The 19198-nt window shown below is 41.8% G+C and carries 11 protein-coding genes and 1 tRNA gene; 6 read left to right on the top strand and 6 right to left on the bottom strand.

Annotated features, from left to right (window positions below):
* Positions 1-2: 2 nt before the first annotated feature.
* The 4 genes from AAA970_RS03415 to AAA970_RS03400 all read left to right on the top strand — a co-directional run bounded on the left by AAA970_RS03415 (position 3) and on the right by AAA970_RS03400 (position 7259).
* Positions 3-1289, top strand: a complete 1287-nt coding sequence (locus AAA970_RS03415) for an adenylosuccinate synthase (protein ID WP_338235989.1) — start codon at positions 3-5, stop codon at positions 1287-1289.
* A 194-nt stretch (positions 1290-1483) separates the two neighbouring features.
* Positions 1484-2302: an SDR family NAD(P)-dependent oxidoreductase gene (locus tag AAA970_RS03410; protein WP_072159013.1), complete on the top strand. Its 819-nt coding sequence runs from the start codon at positions 1484-1486 to the stop codon at positions 2300-2302.
* 351 nt (positions 2303-2653) lie between these two features.
* Positions 2654-4441: an ATP-binding protein gene (locus AAA970_RS03405; protein ID WP_338235988.1), complete on the top strand. Its 1788-nt coding sequence runs from the start codon at positions 2654-2656 to the stop codon at positions 4439-4441.
* Between the two features lie 418 nt (positions 4442-4859).
* Positions 4860-7259, top strand: a complete 2400-nt coding sequence (locus tag AAA970_RS03400) for an aminotransferase class I/II-fold pyridoxal phosphate-dependent enzyme (RefSeq protein WP_338235987.1) — start codon at positions 4860-4862, stop codon at positions 7257-7259.
* A gap of 42 nt (positions 7260-7301) precedes the next feature.
* Here the strand turns inward: AAA970_RS03400 and AAA970_RS03395 are convergent, their stop codons facing one another.
* From AAA970_RS03395 to AAA970_RS03370, 6 genes are all read right to left on the bottom strand, one after another.
* A complete protein-coding gene (locus tag AAA970_RS03395) occupies positions 7302-8528 on the bottom strand; it encodes a DUF3078 domain-containing protein (protein ID WP_338235986.1) in 1227 nt (408 codons plus the stop codon).
* A 77-nt stretch (positions 8529-8605) separates the two neighbouring features.
* Positions 8606-9010 (bottom strand): response regulator, encoded by a 405-nt coding sequence (locus AAA970_RS03390; RefSeq protein ID WP_338235985.1) that lies wholly within the window; start codon positions 9008-9010, stop codon positions 8606-8608.
* Between the two features lie 125 nt (positions 9011-9135).
* Positions 9136-10971 carry a LysM peptidoglycan-binding domain-containing protein gene (locus AAA970_RS03385; RefSeq protein WP_338235984.1) on the bottom strand — a complete coding sequence of 612 codons (1836 nt, stop codon included), beginning with the start codon at positions 10969-10971 and terminating at the stop codon, positions 9136-9138.
* 813 nt (positions 10972-11784) lie between these two features.
* On the bottom strand, positions 11785-12429 hold the full coding sequence (locus AAA970_RS03380; RefSeq protein WP_053404000.1) for an O-methyltransferase: 645 nt from the start codon (positions 12427-12429) through the stop codon (positions 11785-11787).
* Positions 12430-12440: 11 nt separating this feature from the next.
* Positions 12441-13685, bottom strand: coding sequence for a M16 family metallopeptidase (locus AAA970_RS03375; protein WP_053403999.1), 1245 nt, complete (start codon positions 13683-13685; stop codon positions 12441-12443).
* A gap of 80 nt (positions 13686-13765) precedes the next feature.
* Positions 13766-17122, bottom strand: a complete 3357-nt coding sequence (locus AAA970_RS03370) for an ATP-binding protein (RefSeq protein ID WP_338235983.1) — start codon at positions 17120-17122, stop codon at positions 13766-13768.
* A 242-nt stretch (positions 17123-17364) separates the two neighbouring features.
* Here AAA970_RS03370 and AAA970_RS03365 point away from each other — a divergent pair.
* Together AAA970_RS03365 and pepE are read left to right on the top strand one after the other, a co-directional pair.
* A tRNA-Leu gene (locus AAA970_RS03365) sits at positions 17365-17451 on the top strand.
* 1025 nt (positions 17452-18476) lie between these two features.
* Positions 18477-19190 (top strand): dipeptidase PepE, encoded by a 714-nt coding sequence (gene pepE / locus AAA970_RS03360; protein WP_338235982.1) that lies wholly within the window; start codon positions 18477-18479, stop codon positions 19188-19190.
* Positions 19191-19198: the final 8 nt, after the last annotated feature.

Genomic DNA, 19198 nt, shown 5'->3' with positions numbered 1-19198 from the left:
AAATGAAGGTAGATATCCTTTTAGGATTACAATGGGGAGATGAGGGAAAAGGTAAGATCGTAGATTACCTTGCCCCTAAGTACGATACAGTTGCTCGTTTTCAGGGCGGACCAAATGCGGGCCACACCCTTGAGTTTGACGGCATCAAGCACGTTTTACACCAAATTCCTTCGGGGATTTTCCGTGAGAACATTCTGAACATTGTTGGGAATGGCGTAGTCTTGGACATTGTAATCTTTAAAGATGAAATTGAGAAGATGGCTTCCTTTGACTTTGATGTAAAGGAGCGATTGGTATTGTCCAAAAAGACTCAATTAATCTTACCTACTCACCGCTTATTGGATGCTGCTTATGAGCAATCCAAAGGTGATAAAAAAATCGGTTCTACATTAAAAGGAATCGGTCCTACTTATCAGGACAAAATTGCACGTTTAGGTTTGCGTGTAGGTGATATTTTAGCCCCTAATTTCCGTGAGCGCTATGATGCTTTAGTCGCACAGCACTGTCGTATTTTGGATTCCTATAATTTCGAATATGACCTAACGGAAGTTAATGCTAAATTCTTCGAGGCAGTTGAATTTATCAAAGGATTCTGTTTTGTAGATGGTGCCTATTTCATTAATGGTCGCCTGAACGAAGGACATTCCGTATTGGCCGAAGGTGCTCAGGGTTCCTTGTTGGATATTGACTTCGGTTCTTATCCTTATGTAACCAGCTCCAATACCACTTCTGCGGGTGCATGTTCCGGTATGGGTGTTGCGCCAAATAAAATTGGTCGCGTATATGGAATCTTTAAGGCTTACTGTACACGAGTAGGTTCAGGACCTTTCCCTACAGAGCTTTTTGATGAAACAGGCAAAGAACTTCAGAATGTAGGAAACGAATTCGGGGCCACTACTGGTCGTGAGCGTCGTTGTGGCTGGTTAGATCTGCCTGCACTGAAATATGCAGCCATGATCAATGGCGTTACGGAGATGTTCATGATGAAAGCCGACGTTTTGGACGGATTTGAAGAAATCAAAGTATGTACTGCCTATAAATTAGCAGATGGTACCCTGACCGACGAGATGCCTTTCGATATTGACAATGAAGAGTTCGAACCGGTTTATGAAACCCTTAAGGGCTGGAATCAGACTTTGGTAGGACGCGATAATTACGAAGCGCTTCCTCAGGAATTGAAAGATTACGTGAAATACATTGAGGATTTTACAGGTGTAAAAATTAATATTGTATCGGTAGGTCCTGATCGTACAGAAACTTTCATTCGCGAAGAAATTGTGGTAAAATAAATTTACCCTTTTAAAATATTTTTAAGGCTGTCTTACACAAGGCAGCCTTTTTTTGTTTATTATTATATACCATCAATGGATTCGACTCTTTTTCAATGACTTGAACGACTACTTTTTATCATTTTAACAGAAGGACCGGATTTTATCTCTTCTGAATAAATCCCTGAACCAATCATTATTTCGAACTAAAGCCCATGCAGGAAAAAGCACCATTGTACACCGTCATTACCGGCGCAAGTAAAGGACTTGGAAAAGAATTGGCCATTGCCTGTGCCAGAAGATCCAAAAACCTAATCCTGATCTCTTTGCCCATGGAAGGCCTTCAGGAGCTCGCCAATGAACTTTCTACTGATTATGGTATACAAACCGTCGCGCTGGAGGTGGACCTTTCTTCAGAAAATGGCATCGAAAACCTCTGCAGCAAAATTGAAGAGCATTATGCCATCGACACCCTGATCAACAATGCCGGCATTGGAGGAACACGCCCTTTTGAGCAATCTTCGGAAAGCTATCTGGTTAATATTCTTCGATTGAATGTTCAGGCGCTGGTGCTGATGACCCACCGCTTATTACCTTTATTAAAAAAATCTCCTAAGGCATACATTCTCAACATTTCCAGTATGGCCGCCTTTGGCGCCATGCCTTTCAAAACGGTCTATCCCGCCTCCAAGGCTTTCGTTTATTCCTTTTCCAGAGGTTTGCAGGAAGAGCTAAAAGATTTCAATATAAGTGTTAGTGTGGCCCACCCCGGAGGAATGGCCACCTGCCCGGAAAATGCTCAACGAATGGCGAGTCATAACATTTTAGTCCGCTCTGCTTTTATGGATCCCGCAGAAGTAGCAGAAAAGTGTATCTCCAAAATGCTTCGCCGGGATAAGGTCATCCTACCCGGACTTTGGAATAAAATTCACCGATTATTCTTTTTGCTCTGCCCCGAATCGCTAAGATTAAGCATCTTCAGCCGGCAGATCAAAAAAGAAATGAAAATCAAACCTCAAACAGCCGGACATTAAATGCAGCTAAAAAACATTAGTTCTGTTTTTTTCTTACACAGCACTTTTAACGCTTAGCTTCAAACTCCTACTCACAAGTAGCCTGAAAACACTTTTTCAGCCCTTTTTTCGCCTATCTCTTGCACCATTTATGCACATCGGTCATCTCCTATTACACCACCCTCCTTTTTCCCTGATGTACCTAATTACCTATATCCCGTCTTAAGTATATTATCGGCATAATGTAAGTTCGAACAATTTTAAATGCCTGAAAAAACCAAATTTTAAAGGCAGCGACATTACATTTCACCGAATTACCTTTTTTACCAACCGCCAAGATTAATGGTATTTTAGGCATTCAAAACCTTACTTATGCTAAAGAATTTTATCAGCAAAATTCAACATCACTTTTTCCCGGATGTAAAGGGCCTCAGTACCGAAACACTTCATGAAATTCGGCTAGTAATCACCTTCATTGTCTTTGGTTATTCTCTTCAATTGATATTAGGCGCCATCCTTTTTTCTACCGGAAACTACTTGATTGGCGCCGTATTAATGGGCTCCACCTTTCTTTTGATTCCAGTATATTTCCTGATGAAGGCGCAAAGAATTACCGAAATCAAAACAGGCCTGATAAGTGTTGCGCTGATCACCAATATTGCCTTGGAATTAATATACGGTGGAAATGTTGGGGTGGAATACCTCTTTATAGCTGCTATCGCAGTGGTGTTCTTAGTTTTTAAAAGAGAGGAAAGTAAAGCACAGCTCTTTATTCTCATTGCGGTTTTAGTCTGCTTTTTTGTGGTTAACCTCTTCACCATTCCACTAGAGTACCAAACTCCTCTTAGTCCGGTAGAAAAACAATGGCAGAGAATCGGCTATGGCGTTTGCGCGGTATTAATGAGCTTCCTCGGTTTAAAAAATCTACAGAAAAATTATCGCTCCACACTAGAAAAAGAAGAAACTGCCACCAAGGAAGCCCGAAAACTGAGCATGGAGCTATATGAAACCAACCAGGAGTTGGAGGCCTCCATGGAAAAAATTCAGGAACATGCGCTGAAACAATCCAAATTTTTCAACACCCTTAGCCATGAACTCAGAACACCCCTTAATGGCATTGTGGGCTTAGTCAGTGTGCTAAAGGAAAAAGGTTGTCAGAATGAGAAGAGTACGATTAATTCCCTGGCTTATTCCGCCACGGTATTACTTCATTTGGTAAATGACGTTTTGGATCTCGCCAAATTTGATGACCGGGACATCCCCATCAACCCACAGCCCTTTGAGCTCTCTATTTTGGGAAAGGAGATCCTTAACATCCACCAGATCAGTGCGGACAAAAAAGGCTTAACGACCCAATTAGAGATTGATGAAAGCATTCCGAAGCTATTGTTATTCGATGGCCCCCGTCTGAGTCAGTGTATCAATAACCTGATCAATAATGCCATTAAATTTACCAATGAAGGTTTTGTAAAACTTTCCATCCAAAAGATCAAGCAGACTGATGCAAAAGTCCGGGTTCGATTTGCCATTGAGGACAGTGGGAAGGGAATCGCCCCGGAGAAAAAAGACATTATTTTTCGCCCATTTGAGCAAGAAACCGAAAATGTTTACAAAGAATTTGGTGGCACAGGACTAGGGCTATCCATTTCTCAGAAAATTCTGCATGCCATGGGTGGAGATTTATTATTTGAATCAGAAGTAGGCAAAGGAACTACTTTCTTTTTTGAGCTTGAGTTCGATGAAAGCCCGGAACACTCCTCCACTCCGGAGACGATCGAGGAAGTTCAAATCGAGAATCTCAATATTCTGGGCGTTGATGATAACCCCATTAATCTGATGGTGCTCAAAAAATTATTAAGTCGAGCTGGCTGCAAAGTATTTACAGCCTCTCATGGGCAGGATGCGGTAAATAAAATAAAAGAAAAACCAGATATTGATCTCATCCTGATGGATCTGCAAATGCCGGTAATGGACGGTTACGAAGCCACCCAAGTACTTCGGGACCAGGGATATAAACGCCCTATCATTGCGCTAAGCGCCACCCTTCCCTCTAATTTGGAGAATATGAAAGACAAAGGATTTACAGATGCATTGGTAAAACCCTTTGATATTACTAAGCTTAAAGAAGTCATCTCTCAGTCTACCTCTTCGAAAAAGTAATCAGGAACCCATTCCTCAGTGAAAAAAAAGCATATTTCCCGCTTTTTCCGGCACCAAATCTTCCATTTTATTACATCAATAAAAAAAAATAATCCTCCAAAATACGTAATTCATCAGGATAAAGCGTGATCAAAGGATGTAAGATTTGACGAACAAATTAAAATTTACTTCAAATTACTTTCACCGCATTTTTTTTCAATTTACGCAAAACGATCCCTGTATTTTCCTGTACAAGTCGTCATTGGCCTACCCCTAACTCAACTCCTCAAAATCAGTATCATAAAGCACATGGGGTGGCTGAGTGATTATACTTTATGCCACTCCCATTTTTAGAAATTATTTGCCCTACTTTTTCGTTCCCCATAACAGGAATCGGGAACAGGCTTTTCAGGCAAAATACACTTTACTATTCCTCTATATGAAGCACTCTCAGAAACTGAAAACCGTTTACGACAACCTTCAATTTGCGGTAAGCAAATCCATTTTACACCAGGAAATTCAAGCCACTTCATCTGAAGACATGCAAGTCCAGATAGGCGCTGACAAACTTATTAACTTTGGTTCTTGTTCCTATTTAGGATTGGAATTTCACCCCAAGTTACGCCAATACGCCAAAGACGCCATTGACCAATTCGGAACTCAGTTTTCTTCTTCCCGTGCCTACGCCAGCATTAGCCTTTACAAAGAATTAGAAGCCCTTTTTGTGCAGATTTTTGAATGTCCGGTAGTCATTGCCCCTACCACTACTTTGGCGCATGCTTCCGCTATTCCTACTTTAGTAGACAATGAGGACATCATTCTGCTTGACCATCAGGCACACCGCTCTATCTCTGCCGCAGTAGACCTTTGTCGGGCCAGGGGAGTTCAGGCGGAATTACTGCCCCATAACCGCATGGACCTGCTGGAAAACAAAATATTGCATTACCGCAATACCGGCAGAAAAGTTTGGTATATGGCGGATGGGGTTTATTCCATGTATGGCGATGCCGCACCCCTGGAAGAACTCCAGCGCTTACTGGACAAATATGATAACTTATATTTATATCTTGATGATGCCCACGGCATGGGCTGGTATGGTAAAAATGGAAGAGGCTATGTACATAATGCTTTACGCAACCACCCACGACTGGTCATCACGACTTCACTAGCTAAGGCCTATGCTACCGGAGGAGCGGTGATTTGTAGCGAAAATGCAGCAATGATGAGCCTGATCCGTACTGTAGGGGGGCCCATGGTTACCTCCGGCCCATTACAGCCTGCCACTTTAGGGGCGGCTATTGCCTCTGCGAATATCATGCTTTCAGAGGAATTTTTGCCATTACAGGCCAAATTAATGGAGAACATTCAAACTGTAAATGATTGGTTTGAGGAAAGAGACTACCCATTAGTAAGAAAAAATGACACACCTATCTTCTTTTGGGGCACCTCTTATCCGGAGCTGGCACATGAGATGATTGCCTCGCTCAAGGCCGATGGCTACTGGACCAATTTAGGCACTTTTCCGGCAACCTCTATCCGTAAGTCCGGAGTTCGATTCACCGTGACAGCATTACACCAAAAAGCAGACATCCTTGCCTTACTGAATAAAATGGAAGCCGCTTACTGGGAAGGCATTAGCCAATTAGATATTAATGAGCAACAAATTTTCCGTCCTTTCAAGCTCAAAAAAAAGCAAAAAGTATCCATTATTCCAAAGCCACAACATGCTTTAAAACTTAAGCGCTATCATTCTGTTCATGAGATGGAAAAACCCTGGCGCAGCCTGTTTCAGGATGCTGGGCAATTAAGTTATGAAGGACTTAGTTCTTTGGAAAAGGTTTTCACCCAGCTTCCTAAAGAGGAACGATGGAACTTCCACTATTTTGGTGTTTTCCATGACCAGCAATTAATTGCCGCGGGACTTTTCACGGAACTAAAAATAAAGCTGGATATTTTTTCCGGGGCAGAAGTGAGTGAGTATGCTGAAACCATGAGGAAGATTTATGGACCAAATTACCTTTGTGAGCGGGTATTAATGGCAGGAACCCTCATTACGGAAGGAGAACATCTTAAGTGGCAGGCAGCACTGGAGGATACATTAAAAGCCAAAAGCTTTGATTTAATCAACCAGTTCTATGAAGATCTCAAAGCACAATACAACACCAAACATGGCTTCATGCTTTGCTTTCCTCAGGAAAGTCAAAATAGTGCGCTGCATCAAAAAATTGTCCAGAAAGGATGGGTGGCGGCACCATTGCCGGCCTATCATTATTATGACCTTAAACCCTTTTCCTCCATAACAGCGTACCTGCAGGCGATGAGTCTCAAGAAAAGAAAAAATATTCGCCAGAAAGTACTTCGACATCGGGAAGAACTCCTGTTTGAATGGAATGGCCAGGCAAATAACCTTCAGGATTACCAACTGTACCTGAATGTACAAAAAAAGGGAAGGGCAATAAATACCGCTCCCTTGCCAAAGGCCTGGTTTGAAGAAATGGAGAGAGATCCGCACTGGCAAATATTGAGAATCAGGCATCGGGTAAGTGACCAACTTATTGCTGTGGTTTGGATCTATGCAGGTAATAGCCATATAGAAATTAAGCTCATCGGGCTTGACCACTCCTTTTATTCTTTGAATCCTTATGGGCAAGTGCTTTACGAAGTACTGAACAGAGCCTTCCTAATGGGTTGGCAAACCCTTTTTGCCGGCTTTTCTACCGATATGGAAAAACGAAAGTTCAATTCACAAAAGCAACAACTCATCACCTATGCCCAGATGGAAGAATCTTTCGAGCTGGTGGATTTGGAATTTAACGGTGGACAAATAAAAGCTGGCTAATCAATAAAAAGGGAAAGCAACCAATACTGCTTTCCCTTTTTATTATTTGGAGTAATCCAATATGAATACCAAACTGATCTCATTACGCATTTGCAATGCAGGCCCGGAGGTTCCATCATCCCGGCTTACCGCCACATCATGATCATATACAAGTCTGGAACTAAAGTTAGTTGACATATAACGATTCACACGAAAACGAATGTCATTTCGCCAATCTACTGCTACTTGCGAAAAAGCCTGAAAACCGGCAAAGAGGTTGACCGAAGAGGTGTAATAAATATTCGGCAAAATTTCGGTTTCCTTTAAATCGAGGAAAATACCCGAACCGAGCTGAGATCTAAACTTTTTCCCGGCCTCCACACCATGTGCTCCATCTTGTGAAAGTTGATCATCCAGCAGAAAGGTTACTTTACCTTTAATCGGGGATACCAAAACGTTCAAATTCTTGATGCGGTTATAGGAGAAACCGAGCGAAAGTTCCAAATTGGCCGGCGCCATAAAATTGGAAATGTAATTCTTACTGTTATCATCATTGATGGTAAAACCCGGCTGAAACTGGGTACGAAAATCCTCCAGTGCGGAAAGCTGCCAGGAGTTGGTAATCTGCCGGGACTGCCGGGAGACTAACCAGATCTGATCATTGTTTTTCTCTAGCTTCTGACCTGACCGAATCACCCCATATTGTAATTCCATTCTGTTTTCCAGCTCGACATGCCCCTTCTTTTTGCTGGCCCAGACTTTAAACTCTGTAGTTGCATTCAGAGAACTTTCCCCCCCCGGGTTCCAGTTGGTTAAAGATACCTGCGCCATATGCACTCTTAAATACCCGCCGTGCGTCCAGTATTTAGGTTTCTCATCCGGTTCCACTTCATAGCCTTCCGGCACCAGCATAAATTTGGGGTTCATTCTGAGCTCCATCGTATCGGTGGAGGCCTGATATACTGAAATGGAATCATTGTAATGATTCACATCTACCAGTAAGACTTTTGGAGGAAAGAAAAACTTGAGCGTATCAATGTTGGACAACTTCAAGGTATCCATCAGCGCTGTGGGAGCGATGACAACATACTCAGGTTCCAAAAGATAATAAAGAGAGTCGTAGCGTAATTCCTCGGTCACCCGTTCCAGGGAATCCATCCTGGCTTTATACTTCTTTCCAAAATTGAGGATTTCTATCTGTTCTATATCTTCCTGATCCTGTTCGTCCTCTTGCTGAGCGAACACTGCCATTGGAAAAAAAAAGATGAAGAGCCAAAGCAGTCTTTTCATGCGGCTGAAATGTAAAAATTTGATTGATTTGCAAAAAAACCAAAAAAGCTTGGCCTATGCCAAGCTTTTAAGGAAAATCAAACAAATTCTTTCACCTTATTTAATGAGACATCTGTCAAAGGCTTCGTAATAAAAGTCAAAACATGATCATTGCTCATAATTTGATCAATATCTCTTTCGTTATCCGAGCTGGAGAGAATCACCACCCGGCATTTGTCTTTCACTGAAGAGGGGAATTTTTCAAACTCAAAGAGGAAAACAAAGCCATCCACAATGGGCATATTAATATCCAAAAAAATCAAATTAGGCAAAGCCCCCGGATTATCTGCATTATTTTTCAGGTAATCTAAAGCCCCTTTCCCCGAATTCTGCACTACAATATTCTCGGCAAAGCCTGCTATTTCAATTATTCTCTTACTTATAAAATTATCGGTGTCATTATCATCCACCAACATCACCAATTCTATTTTTTCCGAAGGCATATCATTACCATTTATTAAATGAGGTCCTTATTTTTGCTCCAACCTTTTGGGTGGTCTATAACCCAAGAAGCTCCCAATATAAGGATTTGCATTGGATTTGCACAAATTTAACTATATTCAATACACTACTGAGTCAGGGAACTAAGGATTTTCAACTCTTCTCCTATACTTAAAGACGCGTCTTTTTTATTATTCCATTTCAGGATGTCTTCAACAGACACCCCATATTGCTTGGAAATCTTATACATCGTCTCCCCTTTTTGTACTTTATGTATTTTATCACTGCTTATTAATTTTGGTTTTGCAGTAACACCTCCATTTTTGACCTTTAACTGTTGGCCAATGGATAAGGGTGCGTTTTCCGCTAAACCATTTAATGCTAACAGGTCCTCCACTGAAAGCTGGTATTTTCTTGAAATTCCATAATAGGTTTCCCCCTTGACTACAGTATGATAGGTCGAAGTACTTGCTGATGGTTCAGTTTCCGCGCGGCTTACCTTTTTTGGGGATGACTGGGGCTTTTCCTCCGGCACTTGCTCCACCACTACTTCTTCCGATTTGGGAGAATTGTATTCCTTTTCGGCTTCCCCGCCGGCACTTTTTTCTTCAGGCGCTGGCAGGGGCTTCCATTCCTGCTTCGCCTGAGGCGCTTGTTTTTGGGGTTCCTCTACTTCTACATACTCAATAGCTTGTCTGGACGCTCGCGTATCGCGCAAGAACAATTTACGACCCGGCTTTAATGGATCGAATTCATGCATGCGGTTCTTTTTTAACAACGATTTCAGTTTAATACCATAATGCTGTGCCACATCCCACATGGTTTCCCCATACTGCGCAATATGAAAGTCCACTCCTTTCGGTGCTTTTCTTTTCTTTCTTTTGAAATAGAAAATTTCCCCTTCATGCACCAGCCTGTGCGCTGGGATATCATTGTATTTGATAAACTTGATTTCAGAAACCTTTCCAATGGTGGCCAAATCAGAGATATCTTCGCCTCTTTGCGCTACAATCCCCCGGATGCCATTGATCTTTTTCACCCGATCTCCCACTCGTCTCCAAGCCGGATAATCTTTAATCTCCGCCGGCACATTCCCATCATTATGGGCGTAGGCCGGACTTAATCGGTCCAGCGCTCTGCTTGGTCCCTCTATAGGATACACAAAAGTATAAGTCTTCCCGGTGGGCACTCTTCCTTTTTTCAACCACAGGTTATAATCTTTCAGAATGTCTTCATCAATTTTCAGCTCATATGCTACCTGACGCATAGTCTTGCCGGATCCCCGGTTATAAGTTTTCAGATAATACTTTTGCGGTGGTATATTTTCCAAATAAGATTCAAAAGCAATTTTATGCGCTAAAGTCTTTTTCACATACCAGTGCAATTTGGTATCCACCTTCATACTTTTGGCGCCCTTGTATTTATTGTTAATATGCCGCTTAACACCTCCCAAACCAGCATAATACGATAACAAGGTATGCACCCAATTATCCAAATAGCGATTGTGCTTCTTCAAATAGTTCGCGGCTCCCTTGGTTGCCCCCGTAATACTCATCCGCTCATCTACACTGCCATCCACACGCATGCCCACTTCCAGTGCTGTTGGCTTTTTAAACTGCCAAAAACCTACCGCGTTTGAAGAAGATACCGCATCTCCAATTAAAGAGCTTTCCTGTATGGGCAAATATTTAAAGTCTTCCGGCAAACCCTCCTCCTTCATGACCTCTTCAATAACGGGCATATAGGCATAAATTCTTTGCAATTTCTGATCGAAATAAACGCCGCCTCTATGTAGCTGTTCGGCCTCTTTCTTCAGTTCCGCCTGCAGGGATTTGGATAATTGAAGCTTTACACCAGCAAAGTACATGGTTTCAGAAACCTTTATCTTCTGCGCCATTACGGACTGCATTCCAATAAAAAGGGAAAGGATAAGGGAAAGGCCTCCCACAAATTTTTTAATCATGAATATTGGGCTAAAAAATTCTATTAGATCATTCTTGCTAAGCAAGCTCACAATAATACCAAAAAAATCGTTTTCCGGGATTGAATTTCGTCTGAATAATATTTGTCACAAAAATAAAGTGCGTATTCCAAACCCCATCATCAACGGCAAATTCCAATGATGAGTAGAGGGCATGGATCACTTCACATCATCAACATGACAATGCCCTAGAATCAAGGATTACGGCTAAAGCCCGTCAAAATTCCCAAAGCAGTTTTCGCTTTACCCTCCTCTAAACAAAGCTTTCCCCCGACTCACCTTGCCCCCCCCTGGCCAACTGCCAATTAACCCATTTTTTACAAAAACTGAACAATCCTAATGGAATCCGGCTTACCCCAAATTATGCGCAAAGAGGTACATTACAACCACTCACAGACAAGTAACCTACGGTAAATTGCACCTGACTTTCCTGTTTTGATCATCGCCCCTATCAGGGTGATCTGATTTTCCTTATTTCTTTACTTCGTAAGAAAAACTCGGCACAGGCCAAATTCCCTTATTTTTCCGCCTTCAAGTTTAAGGATCACTCAAGTATAAAACCGCATTATTCACCACCAAAACCACTAATCTCACTAAATATCAACCTATTGCAGGCAATCTTCTTTGATGATTAATAGCCCAAATTGTGGGAGGGTTGCTTTCTCCTCATTCATCTGCCCCTTTGGAAAAATCTCGCAACCGAGAACTATTCCTTCATTTTTCGTATGCATGCATCAAAAAATGATCTTAGATAGTATTTGATACAAAAAAAAAGCTACCCAAGGTAGCTCTTCTTTATTTTTTTCGTGCCATCATCAGGCCATCCCTTAAGGGAAGTAAAATATTCTCCACCCTGGGATCTTCCTGTACTTTTCGGTTAAAGTCCAGTACGGCGGCAGTGTCCTTATCTAGCTTCTTTCGGTTTTTTTCCAGCACCTTTCCACTCCAAAGCACATTATCGGCCAAAATCACACCTCCCGGATTAAGCTTCTCCACGATCAACTCATAATAGTTGGCATAATTACCCTTGTCGGCATCGATAAAAACCAAATCAAATGTACCCTCCAGGGCAGGAATAATCTCCAATGCCGGACCACTCAGGATTTTAATTTTATCCAAAACTCCCGCCTGCTCCGCATATTCCTCCACCATATCGGTCAGTTCTTCATTGATGTCTACTGTCACCAACTCTCCGTCTTCGGGCAAGCCTTCCGCCATGGCAATCCCGGAATACCCCGTAAAGGTTCCAATTTCCAATATCCGCTTCGGCTTTAATATATGGGTGAAAATGCTTAAAAACCTTCCCTGAAAATGTCCGGATAGCATGCGGGGCATTAATACATTTACATTCGTATCACGATCCAAAGCCGTTAAAACTTCTGGCTCTTTATCGGTATGCGCATCACAATAAGCCTGTAATTCAGGATCTATAAATTCCATATTAACTCTTTCTATGCTTCCAACTCCGGTTGGTAAGTCAAATAACTAAATTGCTCTTCTACTAAAAATTCATTGGCTGCATCCATCAATTGCTCAGCCGTTACGGCCCGAATGCCCCGGATGATATTATCCAATGACTCAATTTTGTTTTGATCAAGCAAGCCCTTTGCCATACTCAGCATCAATCCCATATTATTTTCCTCCGCCATGGCCAGCTGTCCTACTAATTGTTCCTTTACCTGTCTCAATTGCATGGGCCCAAGTTTTTTCTTCTTCACCTGTCGAATCTCCTTCATCACCAAAGCTTCACTTCTCCTCTGGCTGGCCGGATCCGTTGCAAAGAAAAAGCTCACCTGTCCGGCATCCGTATAAGGCGTAAAATTAGCCTCTATAGAGTATACCAGTCCAAATTTTTCTCTCAGAGACAAATTCAGTCGGGAATTCAGGCTTGGTCCTCCAAGCAAATTCACCAACATGAAAAAGGGTAATCGCTTGGGATGCTCAAAATGGGGCGCCGGCAAACCGATAATCGAATGGGATTGGGTAATATCTCTGCGTTCCACAATTTTCCTAACCGGCTCATAATAATCCGGCTTTATTCGTTGCTGAGGAGTGCCTGTAAGCTTAATATCTCCCAGGAATTTTTTGGCTTTCTCAAAAACTACCTTGGCTGGAATGTTCCCGATACTGGAAAACACCAAATGTCCAGAAGTTAGATTTTTTTGAACAAACTTAAGGAAATCTTCCTGCTTAAATTGAGCGATGGAATCCGAAGTCCCCAATATATTGTAACCCAGCGGATGATTGGGAAAGACCAACTCATCAAAATGATCCTGAATAGCATCTTCCGTGGTATCATGATACATGGCCATTTCTTCCAGAATCACATTCCGTTCTTTCAAAATTTCCTTTTCCGGGAAAGTAGAATGAAAAGTGATATCCGTCAGCAGATCAAAAGCCTTATGAAAATGCTCATCCAGTACCGAGGCATAAAAGCATACCTTTTCCTTGGTGGTATAAGCATTCAGCTCTCCTCCTACTGCTTCCAGTCTGTTTAAAATATGAAAGGCCCGACGATTCGCCGTGCCTTTAAAAGCCATATGCTCCCAAAAGTGAGCAATTCCCAATTCCTCGGCACTCTCATCCCTGCTTCCAACATCCAAAATAAATCCGCAGTGCACCACCTTGGTGTGACTCACTTCTTTATGAACCACCCGAATGCCATTGGGGAGTTCTAAAATCTCGTATTCTTTCATAGCGATAGCCGCAAAGATAGAGATGTTTGGCCGAATAAATGCGCTTCTGAAAGAAAGATTTATGCAAAAACACGGACAAGTCAGGGAGATTTCTTGGCATTGAGGACAGGCAAACCATCCTTCTTTTTGGGACGATAATGCTTTAGCAATTTATTGTAGAATATTTTGGGGTCAAAAGGCTTGGTAATAAAATCTACCATTCCCCAGTCGTATACTCTTTTCTGAACTTCCGACAGGGCCGAAGCCGTAAGCGCAAGAATGGGTAGCTTTTGATAGTAATCCTCCTTAAAGGATTTAATCTTTTTGGTGGCTTCAAAACCGTCCATTATTGGCATTTCCAGATCCATCAATACCATGTCAAATTTATTTTTTTGGACCATTTCTACGGCTTCCACGCCATTCTGCGCCAATTGTACGATCACCCCAAACTTCGATAAGAACTTTTTCGCTACAAATTGATTCATCGTATTGTCCTCTACTAAAAGCACACGTACGCCCTCCAAATCTTCCCCCATGGTCGTTGTTTCTTGTTTTTCCTCTGCCCGTTCCTCTACAGAGTCCGGGAGGCGATAAGGTAATTGAACCGTAAACTTTGAACCCACCTCCAGTTCACTGGAAACCGAAACACTTCCGCCCTGCATCTCACACAACTTTTTAGTAATGGTTAAGCCTAAGCCGGTACCGCCAAATTTCCGGGTAGTCTCTGCGCTTACCTGTGAAAAGCTTTGGAAAATAGCATCCACCTTATCCTCCGGAATACCAATACCGGTATCAATGACCTGAAACTTTATCTGGCAGGCATTATCCCCCACCGAGGTGGCTGAAACTTTGATTTCTACCATGCCTACTGGCGTAAACTTAATGGCATTATTCACCAGATTAACCAAAATCTGGCGAATCCGAACCGGGTCACCAATGACCATTTTAGGCACATCCTCTTCAATGAAATATTTTAATAAAATTTTCTTTTCCTGTGCCTTGAAGAAAAGCATATCATAAACGCCTTTTACATCTTTCCAAAGATTAAAAGTGATGCTTTCGATTTCCAGCTTTCCGGATTCAATTTTGGAGAAATCCAGGATATCATTAATCAAGCCAAGTAGACTTTCCGCAGAAAATTTCAATTTACTCAGGTACTCCAATTGCTCGGGTCTTGGATTCTCATCAATTAACAGATGAGAAAGGCCTACCACGGCGTTCATGGGAGTCCTGATTTCATGAGACATGGTAGAAAGAAACTGGGCTTTGGTTCTGGAAGCCTCCTCTGCTCTTTCCTTGGCTTCAATTAATTCACCCCGAAGTTTTCGGTCTTCTGTAATAAAATGAGAAAACAGTATGATGCCCCCAATTTCATAATCATCGGTAAACCATGGGCGCATTTCCCATTTGGCCCATTCCTCTTTACCGTCACAACGAAAAACCTGCATTTCCTCCTCTTCCTCAATAATACCTTTCAAACCGCGCTTCAATAAAAATTCCATATAAGCGGGAGAATCAGGAAAAACGGTATGGTAGGATTGCCCTACCAATTGCCGGTCTTTGGTGCGATAATCTTCCCGAAAGCGCTCACTTACCGCCAAAAACTTCAAATCCTGATCTAGCATAGCAATAGCAGCCGGCGCTTCGCCTACAAAAGTTTTTAGCGAAACGACATTTCTTCTAAGTTTTTCATCCCGTTCTTTCTTCAACTGAATATCAAAAAGGGTGAATAACAATTCCGTCACCTCCTCTTTCTCATTTCGACGGAAGGGGCTTACTGTCAAATGAAACCAATGGTTTTTGCGCTCCGCATTTTTTAATCGCAAATCCATTTCCAACTTATCGGTTGTTTGCAAGTCCAATGAAGAGGAGGCTAGCATTTCCTCCATGCTCCGCCGGTCTTCCGCATGCAGGTACTTTCGCCAGTCTGCTTCTTCTCCCTCTAATTTTAAAACTCGATTCACGGAGCCTTTGGTATAAATAACCTCCTGTTTTCGAGCTTCCACCACCATTAAAAAATTAGGGGATGCTTTCATGATTTGCTCGACCATCAGCGATTTATCTTCCAACATTTTAGCCACCTTCACCTGCTCATCCACATCCTGAAGCGTCCCTACCAATTTGGTGATGCTCTGATTTTCAAACTCCACATGTCCCAATGCCCTGACCCATTTGAACTCACCTGCCTTAATAGGAATTTGAAACTCCTTTTGAAAGCAAGCGGTACTCTCATCCAAATCCAGAAATGTCATCAACGCACTTTGGTTGTTTAAGCCATATAATGCAGGTAGCTTGTCAAATGAGATCTCAAACCCTTCTCCTAATTCATGAATTTGATTCATTTGGCTGGTCCACTCCACCGATTGTTTTTTAAAATCGATCTCAAAGCCTCCCAGGCGGGCAATATCCTGTGTACCTTTTAGCAGATTCTCTGCACGTATTTCCGATTCAATATTTTGAGCACTTATCAAAAAACTTGCATCCACCATCCCTTGCACCCGCTGAATTTTCATTTGCATCCAGACCTCGACCTCATCATATCGTATCCATTGCACTGGCACTTCAATGATTTCCTCTTCGGAAATCCCTTCCAGATGTTGCTCAATATCCTGATGATTATCCGTGGTTATTAATGTTGAAAAACCGGCCTGCAATAAGTCCGCCACCTCATATCCTAATTGTTCAAGGCAAGAAGGAGAGACATAAATGATCTTGGCATCCTCATTTAATAGCAAAATCACATTGCTCATTTTTTCAGTAATCGTGCGGTAACGGTTCTCGTGAATTACAAGGTGCTCCTGCGTGTTTGAAAGCTCCATCATGGCATCTCGTAACTCCACCTCCTTTTCTCGGGTAGTCTTATATGCATTCTCCAGCGCTCTGTTTTTAGTATTCAAATGACGAAACAGCGGTCGCGTAATCAATATTATTCCCAAAAACACTAATAATGAAATGGCAAATACCAGCCCCATAGCCAGGTCAATCAACTGCGAGTTTTGTCTTTTGAATTTTAATATCAATAATTCGTACATCGCTTCCAGCTGGCGTTCATATTGAATCAAGTCTTTCTTAACGATGGGATGTTGTAAAAAGGAGAGGTGCGCCTCCCGCTCTTTTTGCAGATAATTAAAACTCATGTTGGCTTTAGACAGCATGGTTTCCCATTGAGCGCCGTAAGTCAAATCCGAACATTTACTTTTAATTTCCAAATGACCATCATGAATCCCTTTCCACCGCCAAACATCCGGACTGATTGAAATGGCCTGAATACGTTTTATTTGCTGATCCACCAAATGTGTAATGGCGCCTTGCTGGTCTAACTTCCGGTCAAAAAGAAATAATACCAATAAAGTGCTGGTTAGCAAGACCAACAAAAAATAGGCAAATACTACGTTAAGGCGCTTGAGTTTAGAAGGATGAATATGCATAAAAGGGCAAATAGAGGTTCTATATAACATACGTCATTTTAATTGCACGATCACCAAATAGCTAGCACTTTCATCCTCAGAACCTTACAAGACAAATAAGCCTGATTATCTCAATTCTGCCCCATCCCGGAAGGTAAGGTTTAGAGTAAAAATTAATTTTTCCACACAAAACCCCTCATTATCAAACCCCTACCTCCAGCACTATTTTTTTCTCTTTAATTTCATAGACAATTCAAAGAAAACCCCTTACATTTGCTTCGCTTTCAATAAGCGCGCACGTGGTGAAATCGGTAGACACGCCATCTTGAGGGGGTGGTGACCTAACGGTCGTGGAGGTTCGAATCCTCTCGTGCGCACCAATAACTCCCTAAAAGCCTGTTAACAGGCTTTTTTTGTTGGTCGCGAAATTAGCACAATTCCCTACCTCTTTCAGGTACTGCTCACGATCATTACCCTTAATTTCAGATTGGACCTTCCGAAAAATATTAGCCCGATTTTCCGCTCCTAAGCATGAATTTCATCTTTTCATAAACCAGGGTGATCGACTTATCATCAGGTAAAAACATAGAGCGTATTTAAAAGCGAATTTTGATTAGTGCAGAAGCAATACCCGATTATTTTAAGGGCGTCGGATCGCTTTTGTTGAGAAATTATCCAAAATCGCATGCAATTATTCGAAATTGCAACCAGATAGTGTGCTTTTAAACAAGCTCTTAATCACAGCCCTAAATTTCCGCTTAACCCGAATTATTCACCGCTTAATTTATCGATTATCCATAAGTGGCTTATTTTCAGTTCTTTGGAATTTATTTTCATTAAATTATAATAGCCCAAATTTGGGCAAGCTTACTTTCTCCTCACTCATCTACTACTTTGAAAAAAACTCGAAAATAAGAACTCATTCTTCATTTTTACCGCATGCATTTCAACGAGGATTTAAGCGGAAAGAATAGGGTGAAGCCAGAATAATCCGGTTTAGGCAGACAAAATTCGGGTGGAGTCGTGTGCGGAAATACCTCCACCTTTATCATTAAAAAATTAATAACAAATAGCTGATTTGGTATAGAATTTGCTAAAATAACCTTGTGATTGATGGGGTAATGGAAAATGGCATTTGAGTGTAAAGGTCATTTTCCCCCTTTTAAGATGAGCACAATCTAAAAATTAACGTTGATATATTATTATTTCGGCCCGGACTGGTAATCCGGGCGTTTTTTTGTCCATTTTTTCAGCCATAAAGGGCCTCCCCCCATATCTTTCAACAAATTTCCAATGAAAATACGGGATTAAGCACAGATGATCTTTTTGAAAACTAATGTAGATCATAGCTGATAATTCTCCGGCTTTTGCATATTTGCGGTGAACGTATGGAAATAAAATCTAAATGAATAATCTACAACTTTTACTGATCAGCAACTCTACCATGCCCGGAGAGGCATATTTAGGGTATTGTAAAGAAAATATCGCCCAGTTTTTAGGGGACGTTAAGGAAGTACTTTTCATTCCTTATGCTGGTGTTACGGTTAGTTATGAGGACTACACCGCAAATGTAGCGGCAGCGCTGAATCCATTTGGCATTGAGGTTACGGGCATTCACACCTTCTCCAACCCCATTAATGCCGTGGAGAGCGCCAAAGCCATTATTGTTGGCGGTGGAAATACTTTTGAATTACTTTCTAAATTATACGATAAGCGCATTGTTGAAATCATCCGTAAAAAGGTGATGAACGGAACACCTTATATCGGATGGAGCGCCGGATCGAATATGGCTTGCCCGACCATTAAAACTACGAATGATATGCCGATTACAATGCCAATTTCATTCAAAGCCCTGAACCTGATCCACTTCCAAATTAACCCGCATTATACAGAGGAACGCATTCCAAACCACGGAGGCGAAAGCCGCGCCCAACGTTTACAGGAGTTCCTGACCAAAAATACAGATATTGAAGTTTTGGGCTTACCGGAAGGCACCATGGTGGAAGTTCGTGATGGTAAGGCGACCTACCTGGGCGAATATAGCGGAAAAGTATTCTTCAATGCAGAAAAAGCAGAGGAAGTAAATCATCAGGATGATTTGTCCTTCCTTTTAAAATAGACTGGGTT

It is taken from the genome of Persicobacter diffluens (assembly GCF_036244895.1).
GTDB classification, from domain to species: Bacteria; Bacteroidota; Bacteroidia; order Cytophagales; family Cyclobacteriaceae; genus Persicobacter; species Persicobacter diffluens.
Note: the sequence above shows the minus strand (reverse complement) of the source record. Positions and strands in the feature narration are given on the sequence as shown.